Source organism: Neisseria sp. HMSC064E01, assembly GCF_001808875.1.
GTDB classification, from domain to species: domain Bacteria; phylum Pseudomonadota; class Gammaproteobacteria; order Burkholderiales; family Neisseriaceae; genus Neisseria; species Neisseria sicca_A.
The window spans coordinates 106,919-112,452 of sequence record NZ_KV794946.1; the positions used below are offsets into that span (position 1 = coordinate 106,919).

7 protein-coding genes are annotated in these 5,534 nt (G+C 52.9%); 5 read left to right on the plus strand and 2 right to left on the minus strand.

Annotation, left to right across the window (positions count from 1 at the left end):
- The 3 genes from HMPREF2572_RS09120 to HMPREF2572_RS09130 all read left to right on the plus strand — a co-directional run.
- Positions 1–709, plus strand: a 709-nt coding sequence (locus HMPREF2572_RS09120; RefSeq protein ID WP_246827795.1) for a transferrin-binding protein-like solute binding protein, incomplete at its 5' end; no start/stop codon positions are given.
- 136 nt (positions 710–845) lie between these two features.
- Entirely contained in the window at positions 846–1,070 is a 225-nt protein-coding gene (locus HMPREF2572_RS09125) for an exodeoxyribonuclease VII small subunit (RefSeq protein WP_003755792.1), read from the plus strand.
- The gene (locus HMPREF2572_RS09130; RefSeq protein ID WP_070497909.1) at positions 1,054–1,953 is read left to right on the plus strand and encodes a polyprenyl synthetase family protein; all 900 of its coding nucleotides are present in this window, start codon (positions 1,054–1,056) and stop codon (positions 1,951–1,953) included. Before HMPREF2572_RS09125 ends, HMPREF2572_RS09130 begins: the two co-directional genes overlap by 17 nt.
- 530 nt (positions 1,954–2,483) lie before the next feature.
- On the opposite strand, the gene mnmE is transcribed toward HMPREF2572_RS09130, so the two are convergent.
- Positions 2,484–3,848: a tRNA uridine-5-carboxymethylaminomethyl(34) synthesis GTPase MnmE gene (gene mnmE, locus HMPREF2572_RS09135; protein WP_070497911.1), complete on the minus strand. Its 1,365-nt coding sequence runs from the start codon at positions 3,846–3,848 to the stop codon at positions 2,484–2,486.
- Between the two features lie 130 nt (positions 3,849–3,978).
- The gene (locus tag HMPREF2572_RS09140) at positions 3,979–4,254 is read right to left on the minus strand and encodes a hypothetical protein (RefSeq protein WP_003762327.1); all 276 of its coding nucleotides are present in this window, start codon (positions 4,252–4,254) and stop codon (positions 3,979–3,981) included.
- A 223-nt stretch (positions 4,255–4,477) separates the two neighbouring features.
- Here HMPREF2572_RS09140 and HMPREF2572_RS09145 point away from each other — a divergent pair, with 223 nt between their 5' ends.
- Together HMPREF2572_RS09145 and HMPREF2572_RS09150 are read left to right on the plus strand one after the other, a co-directional pair.
- The gene (locus tag HMPREF2572_RS09145; protein ID WP_003743211.1) at positions 4,478–4,903 is read left to right on the plus strand and encodes a CopD family protein; all 426 of its coding nucleotides are present in this window, start codon (positions 4,478–4,480) and stop codon (positions 4,901–4,903) included.
- Between the two features lie 63 nt (positions 4,904–4,966).
- Positions 4,967–5,431, plus strand: a complete 465-nt coding sequence (locus tag HMPREF2572_RS09150) for a CYTH domain-containing protein (protein WP_070497913.1) — start codon at positions 4,967–4,969, stop codon at positions 5,429–5,431.
- The last annotated feature ends 103 nt before the right edge of the window (positions 5,432–5,534 follow it).

Genomic DNA, 5,534 nt, shown 5'->3' on the forward strand with positions numbered 1-5,534 from the left:
CGAAGCCGAACGCAAAGCTGCTGAAGAGGCTGAAGAAGCTGAGAAAGCAAAAGCTGAGGCAGAACCTAAAGCCGCCGAAGCTGCTGTAACCCAACAAATTGACGGCTATTACAGCAAAATTTCCCAATCAGGAATGACGGGTGACGATATTTCCCATACCGGCGACATTAATGTTCTTGAATTGGACGGACAAAAAATTTCGCTGGTGTCCGTATCTCCACAAAGAGCTGAAGCTTTCGGCATTGATGATGACAAATTTGCCCTGGTTGCCGCCACGCATCTGAAATACGGCCGCTACGGATCTTATGGCTTGAAAAATGAAGACGGTAATCTCCATACATCGTATATGTTCTACCAAGGCGTTATTACTCCGGAAGCAGCGATGCCTCAAGAAGGTCAGGCTTTTTACCGTGGTTATGCGCTTTACAGCGATGTCGGACAAGTCAATACTTTCGGCAACTCCATCTTTATGGTGGACTTCGGCCGCAAATCCCTCTCCGGTGCGGTTTACTCCGAGAACGGTGAATTTGATGAAGTGAATCTGGAAGGTCAAATCGCCGGCAACCGCTTCTTCCATGTGGATGAGAAAGAACAAAAAATCATGTCGGGTATGTTCCTCGGCCCCCAAGCAGAAGAGCTTACCGGCCGATTCGATCATCTTCTGGAATCTAAAAACGGTACGTTTGGTGCCGCTGCTCTGAAAGACTGATTTTTACCGCATCATCAGCTCAAAAGGTCGTCTGAAAACTTGGAAATCAGGTTTTCAGACGACCTTTTTCCGTTCCCGTCCAAGAAGCAGCCCATAAAATGCTACAATACCGCTTTGATTTTTTGCCCGCATCATCATGAAAAAAGCCCCCAAATCCTTTGAAGAAGCCCTCGCCCGCCTCGAAACCCTGACCCAATCCATGCAAAGCAGCGAAATGCCGCTGGAAGACGCTCTGGCCGCCTATCAGGAAGGCAACGAGCTGGTCAGATACTGCCAAACCAAGCTGGCGGAAGTCGAACAAAAGCTGCAAGTATTGGACGCGGGCGAACTGAAGGAGCTGAACCTTGAACCCGGCGAATGAATTGAAAGCATGGCAGCAAAAAGCCCAAGCGCAGACCGAATTGCTGCTGGAGCGGTTCCTGCCGTCTGAAAACCAAGTGCCGCACACGCTGCACGAAGCCATGCGTTACGTTACCCTCGGCGGCGGCAAACGGCTGCGCCCGCTCTTGGTGCTCGCCGCGTCCGAATTGGGCGATGCCGACCAAAACGCCGTCGAACAAGCCATGGCGGCGATTGAAATGGTGCACGTCTATTCCTTGGTACACGACGATATGCCCGCCATGGACAACGACAGCCTGCGGCGCGGCAAACCGACCTGCCATGTGAAATACGACGAAGCCACCGCCCTCTTGGTCGGCGACGCGCTGCAAACCCAAGCCTTCGACGTATTGAGCCGTCCGACCGGACTGCCCGCCGAACGCCAAATCGCCATGTTGTCCACGCTCGCCAAAGCATCCGGCAGCCTCGGCATGGCGGGCGGACAAGCCATCGACCTTGCCAACGTCGGCAAAGCCATGAATCAGGCGCAGTTGGAGCAGATGCACAGCCTCAAAACCGGCGCCCTCATCCGCGCCGCCGTCGTATTAGGCGCGCTTGCCTGCCCCGATTTGGATTCAGACGACGTCCAGACCCTAGACAACTACGCCGCCAAACTCGGCTTGGCGTTCCAAGTCATCGACGACGTGTTGGATTGCGAAGCCGACACCGCCACCCTAGGCAAAACCGCCGGCAAAGACAGCGACAACGACAAACCGACCTACGTCAAACTGATGGGTCTGCAAGCCGCCCGCGCCTACGCCGAAACCCTGACCGCCGCCGCCGCCGCCGCCCTGCTCGAACCCTTCGGCGCAAAAGCTCTGCACTTACGTCTGCTGGCGGAATTTGTTACCGCGCGGAAAAATTAAACGCTTTAAATCATTTGTCTTTTAGCTACTGAAACATCAAAGGTCGTCTGAAAATTGGGTAAACCGATTTTTCAGACGACCTTTTTGTATAGGGGCGACTTTCAATGGATCATGCTTTATAGTGGATTAACTTTAAACCAGTACGGCGTTGCCTCGCCTTAGCTCAAAGAGAACGATTCTCTAAGGTGCTTAAAGCACCAAGTGAATCGGTTCCGTACTATCTGTACTATCTGCGGCTTCATCGCCTTGTCTTGATTTAAATTTAATCCACTATATTTAGTGGAATAAACTGGGATTAAAATGTGGATAAGTTGTGTGCAAACAGTGGATTTTATAGAGCGTTTTAACCGCCCTTCTGCGCCCACAAGCATCCGTCTTTAAAATCGAAATTTGTCGCTGAGATTCCCATAAAAGGGTTGGGAATAAAGAAAAATGCCACGCCACAAATTGAAAGATTCAAATAAAAAGGTCGTCTGAAAACCTGAATCTTGGGTTTCAGACGACCTTTCGTGTATGGATAAGGTTTAATTTTATTTGCCGATGCAGAAGCGCGAGAAAATCACGCCCAGCAAATCGTCGGCGGTAAATTCGCCGGTGATTTCGCTGCACGCGTTTTGGGCGAGGCGCAGGTGTTCGGCGAAAAGCTCGATTTGGTTGTTGTCGCAGAGGGCGGCGTTTTCCAGCTCGGCTTCGGCTTCGTGCAGGGCGTTGAGATGGCGGCTGCGGGCGAGGAACAGGCTTTCGCTTTCGCCCTGCCAGCCGACTTCCTGCAACAGCGCGTGTTTGAGCAAGTCGAGACCCGCGCCGGTTTTGGCGGACAGGCTGATGACGGTGTCCGCGCCGGTTTGCGCGAGGCCGTCTGAACGGACGGCGACGGGTTCGCCGGTCAGGTCGGCTTTGTTGTGGATTTCGATTTTTTTCAAACCTTCGGGCAGGCTGTTCAAAATGGCTTGGGTTTTGGCGTTTACGCCTTCTCGCGGGTCAATCAGAATCAGGGCAACATCGGCTTCGGAGACGGCTTTGCGGCTGCGTTCGATGCCGATTTGTTCGACCACGTCGTCGGTTTCGCGCAGGCCGGCGGTGTCGATGATGTGGACGGGCACGCCGTCGAGGGTGATTTGTTCGCGCACGGTGTCGCGGGTAGTACCGGCGATGTCGGTTACGATGGCGATGTCGTCGCCCGCCAAGGCGTTGAGCAGGCTGGATTTGCCGACGTTGGGTGCGCCGACGAGGACGACGTTCATGCCTTCGCGCAAAATCGCGCCTTGTTCTGCGCTGGCGAGGACGGTTTTCAGACGACCTTGCAGGGCTTGTAGCTTGCCGCGCGCGTCGGCGGCTTCGAGAAAATCGATGTCTTCTTCGGGGAAGTCCAGCGTGGCTTCGACCAGCATCCGCAAAGTAATAAGGTCGTCCACCAGCTCGTGTATGTGTTGGGAAAACGCGCCTTTGAGCGAACGCAATGCCATGCGGGCGGCGGACTTGCTGGAGGCGTCGATGAGGTCGGCGACGCTTTCGGCTTGGGCAAGGTCGAGTTTGTTGTTGAGGAAGGCGCGTTTGGTAAATTCGCCCGGCTCCGCCATGCGCGCGCCCAGTTCGAGGCAGCGCGAAAGCAGCATGTCCATTACGACAGGGCCGCCGTGTCCCTGCAATTCAATCACGTCTTCACCGGTAAAGCTGGCAGGGGAGGCGAAGTAGAGCAGGATACCGTTGTCTATCGGCTGCCCGTCGCTGCCGAGAAAGTCGGTGTAAAGCGCGGTGCGCGGTTTGGGTGTTTTGCCGCCGCTGAGGGTTTGCGCCAAAGGCAGCAGGTTTTTACCGGAAAGACGGATCACGCCGACGCCGCCGCGTCCGGGTGCGGTGGCGATGGCGGCGATGGTGGGTTGGGATGCGGACATGGCTGGCTCATATCGGGAACTTAATGGACGGTATTATATAGTGATTTCACAATGATAAAGGTCGTCTGAAAACCTTGATATCGGTTTTCAGACGACCTTTCTATCTTTTTCTTCGATGAGCCGGAAGGAATCAACGTTTTTTCTTGGCGTTTTTCTTTTCGGCGGCGGCAAGGCGCATGGCGACGAATTCGACCATCAGCTCTTTTTTCGTCCAGAAGAAGTTTTTCATTTTTTCCAGAGAATAGATTTTGCGCACCATCATGGGCAGGCCGGCATGGATGATGGCGGCGACTTCGCCGTTGCGGGTTTCGTCCGCCATGGCGGTTTTGAGGTCGGTCTGGTTGGCGGCGAGGTAGTCGCCGAGTTGTTTTTGAACGCTGGTGCTGATTTCAAATTGCTTAATCATGTTTTCTTTCCGTTTTGTGTTTGTTCCGCGAGGTATGGCGGCTATTAGTTTTAATTACATGCGCATTTTAACAAATTTTAATCTTATTGCATATCAACTATGCGAAATTATGATGTAATTTACAATTTTTCGGGCGTAAAACAGACAGTCGTTGATATAAAGAAAACAGCCGCTTCGGTTTGGCGGGTAAAATATGCGTTTTCGAGCATGAGGTCGTCTGAAAATGTATTTGTGGTTTAAGCTCTTGCATGTGTTTTTTGTGATTTCGTGGTTCGCCGGGCTGTTTTACCTGCCGCGGATTTTTGTGAATCTGGCGCAGGTTGAGGCGGCGGAGCAGCCGGTGGAATATGAGCGGCTCTCGGCGATGGCGCGGCGGCTGTATAAGTTTATGTCGCCGTTGGGGTTCGGGACGCTGGTGTGCGGCATGGTGATTCCGTTTGTGACGGGCTGGTGGGGGCAGGGCTGGCTGCATGTGAAGCTGTTGATGGGCCTGCTGCTTTTGGCTTATCAATTTTATTGCGGCGCGCTGCTTCGCGGCTTTGAGGAAAAACGCAATACGCATTCGCACAAGTGGTACAGGGTGTTTAACGAAGTGCCTGTATTGATGATGGTCGTCGCTTTGTATATGGTGGTGTTCAAGCCGTTTTAAGGTGTGTGCGAAACCTGCAAAACCTGTTTTCAGACGACCTTCTTTTATATTGGAATCAAACAGATGACTATTGAAATCGAACGCCGCTTCCTGTTGAAAAACGATGACTGGAAGCGCGAAGCCTCTGCGCCGCAAGTGTTGCAGCAGGGCTATTTGAGCGTGGAAAAAGAGCGCACCATCCGCGTGCGCATTATTGACGACAAGGCTTGGCTGACTTTGAAAGGCTATATTTCGGATGTCAGCCGCAGTGAGTTTGAATACGAAATTCCTTTGGCGCACGCGCGGCAGATGATGGAGACGATGTGTCCGTTTAAGATGGAAAAACACCGTTATCGGGTGGAATTTAAGGGCGTTGTGTTTGAAATCGACGAGTATTTCGGCGATAACGCGCCTTTGGTGGTGGCGGAGGTCGAGCTGCCTGCGGAAGATGCACCGTTTGAAAAACCGGACTGGCTGGGCGCGGAGATTACGTCGGAAGGAAAATTTACCAATGCGTATTTGAGCAAGCATCCTTATTCGACTTGGTAGGCGGGTTTGGGAATAACGGTACGCCGCTGATACTGGACGCGGATTGTAGGATTGTAGGATTGTAGGATTGTAGCGTGGGCTTTGCCCACGAAAAACGGCTTGA

Bases quoted from the DNA above. Each gene is read 5' to 3' on its own strand.
- HMPREF2572_RS09125 (WP_003755792.1), top strand. From the start codon at position 846: ATGAAAAAAGCCCCCAAATCCTTTGAAGAAGCCCTCGCCCGCCTCGAA.
- mnmE (WP_070497911.1), bottom strand. From the start codon at position 3,848: ATGTCCGCATCCCAACCCACCATCGCCGCCATCGCCACCGCACCCGGA.
- HMPREF2572_RS09140 (WP_003762327.1), bottom strand. From the start codon at position 4,254: ATGATTAAGCAATTTGAAATCAGCACCAGCGTTCAAAAACAACTCGGC.
- HMPREF2572_RS09145 (WP_003743211.1), top strand. From the start codon at position 4,478: ATGTATTTGTGGTTTAAGCTCTTGCATGTGTTTTTTGTGATTTCGTGG.
- HMPREF2572_RS09150 (WP_070497913.1), top strand. From the start codon at position 4,967: ATGACTATTGAAATCGAACGCCGCTTCCTGTTGAAAAACGATGACTGG.